General features: G+C 44.4%; 4 protein-coding genes. 1 reads left to right on the top strand and 3 read right to left on the bottom strand.

The annotated features are described in order from the left end of the window. Nucleotides 1-132 precede the first annotated feature (132 nt). On the top strand, nucleotides 133-504 hold the full coding sequence (locus tag QUB56_RS36035; RefSeq protein WP_332961156.1) for an HNH endonuclease signature motif containing protein: 372 nt from the start codon (nucleotides 133-135) through the stop codon (nucleotides 502-504). A gap of 31 nt (nucleotides 505-535) precedes the next feature. Here QUB56_RS36035 and QUB56_RS36030 read toward each other — a convergent pair whose 3' ends face one another. From QUB56_RS36030 to QUB56_RS36020, 3 genes are read right to left on the bottom strand one after another with little or no spacing between them, the layout of a single operon-like run. After that, complete coding sequence (locus tag QUB56_RS36030; protein WP_332961155.1) at nucleotides 536-913, bottom strand: hypothetical protein; 378 nt, start codon at nucleotides 911-913, stop codon at nucleotides 536-538. Nucleotides 914-931: 18 nt separating this feature from the next. Next, nucleotides 932-1,165 carry a hypothetical protein gene (locus tag QUB56_RS36025; RefSeq protein ID WP_332961154.1) on the bottom strand — a complete coding sequence of 78 codons (234 nt, stop codon included), beginning with the start codon at nucleotides 1,163-1,165 and terminating at the stop codon, nucleotides 932-934. Then, nucleotides 1,146-1,388, bottom strand: a complete 243-nt coding sequence (locus tag QUB56_RS36020; RefSeq protein WP_332961153.1) for a hypothetical protein — start codon at nucleotides 1,386-1,388, stop codon at nucleotides 1,146-1,148. The genes QUB56_RS36025 and QUB56_RS36020 overlap by 20 nt, the downstream gene beginning before the upstream one ends. Nucleotides 1,389-1,807 lie beyond the last annotated feature (419 nt).

The raw sequence follows: 1,807 nt of genomic DNA, 5'->3' as shown, positions 1-1,807 counted from the left end.
ACATTTTCATCTTTAGCCCAACTTTAACATATTTGGGGCTAGTTTTATTACTTATTTATTCACTTTCAACACTTCTGGGTCAAGAATAAATATTTTCGCCGAATTAAAGGAGTAGACTGGACGTTTTGCTGTATGACAGAAGACCGCAGGGACAATAAAAAGCTCCTCAGTCTGTCTAACATGGCAACTACGCCAATTGTTCGACACACAAAGGTCAAAGGCGATGCAAGCCCCTTTGATGCAAAAATGAAAGACTACTGGTTAACCCGACAAACAAAACAGGGAAAAACAAGATGGGCTACAGGCTCTAAATACTACAACCTAGCCAGAGAGCAAAATTGGAAATGCCCTGTGTGTGGGGAACACCTTTTAAACGGAGAGGAAATTGAGACTCATCACATAGTACCTGTGAAACATGGTGGCTCGGATGACATCGAGAATTTAATCCACTTACACTCAGCGTGTCATAAGCAGGTACACTCTAAAACCAAGTTGAAGGCTTGAAGTATGGCTTGAGCGTAGTGATTGGTAACAGTCACGCTACGTTCTTAGGGGAGAGTGGTACAGTGATGTATTCCACTCTTACCCGACCATTCTTTTGGTCAGACAGGCGACCGTTACGAATCTTCACATCAGGTTTACCGTCGGCGGCAAGGTAATTTTCAAACGGATAAATCTGAGAAAGCAGCAAAGCCTCGACTCGGCGACCAAAACCAAAACGAGCAAAAACTTGACGGTATGGCAAAAACTGTGGCACTTTTTCACCCGATCGCACCGATGGCACAAGCGTCGCTTCTGGAAACTGCCACGCTAAATCTTGGCGAGCACGATTGATAATTGGCGACTGCACGCGGTTGAGGTGAGACAGTCGCAGAACCAAGCCGCGGATTTCGACAATCGGTGGCGATCGCACTTGCACGAACCGCCGGGGTCACTCTAAGTAATCCCATCCATAAATCGCCAGCGCCAAAGCATCCGCGTCATCGTCTTTGTCACGCAGTTCGAGGTGGTGCTCGCGGAATGGCCGCAGCTCTTTATATCCAACAAGACGAACCTCTACACCGACCCTTGCAAGCTGAGTTCCCCAAAGTAATTGATAGTTAACGCCTGTAGGTTCCCTTATCGCAATCCTATCACTTAAATCATCACCAATTAAGGTTAACAATCCACGAATTCCAGAAGCCGTAGCTTGAAATTTGAAAATCACAGCGGAAAATGCCAGCTAGAATTTTGATAGCTACCGTGGATGTGATAGGAGTAGACAAAATTAGCTGTTTTTCCTCCTTGGATAAATCAGTTAAGTTAAGGCATTGCTGCGGGCTATCGTCAGCAATTATGGGAATAGCGTTGAAATTAAGTTCGCAGCTATCTAGACAATTGTCTAGCATTTCTGCTAACTCCTCTAGCTCGCAATAATTTCCTTAAATTTTGAGAAAAAGTACCAAGACCTTCGAGCATCAAAAAAGACAATGCGGCAGGTATAGAGTTTAAAAAAAACAAAAAAAATACTACAACCGGGCAAAAAACCGAAAGCCGACGGCAATCCAAAAAAATTCTTTTATTACTTTTATCCCATCCATCTCGCGGGACTAGCGGCACTACGAGCAATCCTATGAAATGAAAGGCTCAATAATGGAACTTAAGGTCAGGATTCTCGACCCTGTATCAGTAGCCGAGGTCTCAATCTCTCGGTATCCCCTAGCAACCACTTAGTAAGCTTCCAACAGCACCAGCTCTTTCCATCAAAATTATAAAGGTGGAAATTGAGTCTAGGGGAATTTTGCCAGAAGCTTAGAGTTCCGGCGAC

Origin of the sequence: Microcoleus sp. AR_TQ3_B6 (assembly GCF_036702785.1) — a bacterium.
Taxonomy (GTDB): Bacteria; Cyanobacteriota; Cyanobacteriia; order Cyanobacteriales; family Microcoleaceae; genus Microcoleus.
Note: the sequence above shows the minus strand (reverse complement) of the source record. Positions and strands in the feature narration are given on the sequence as shown.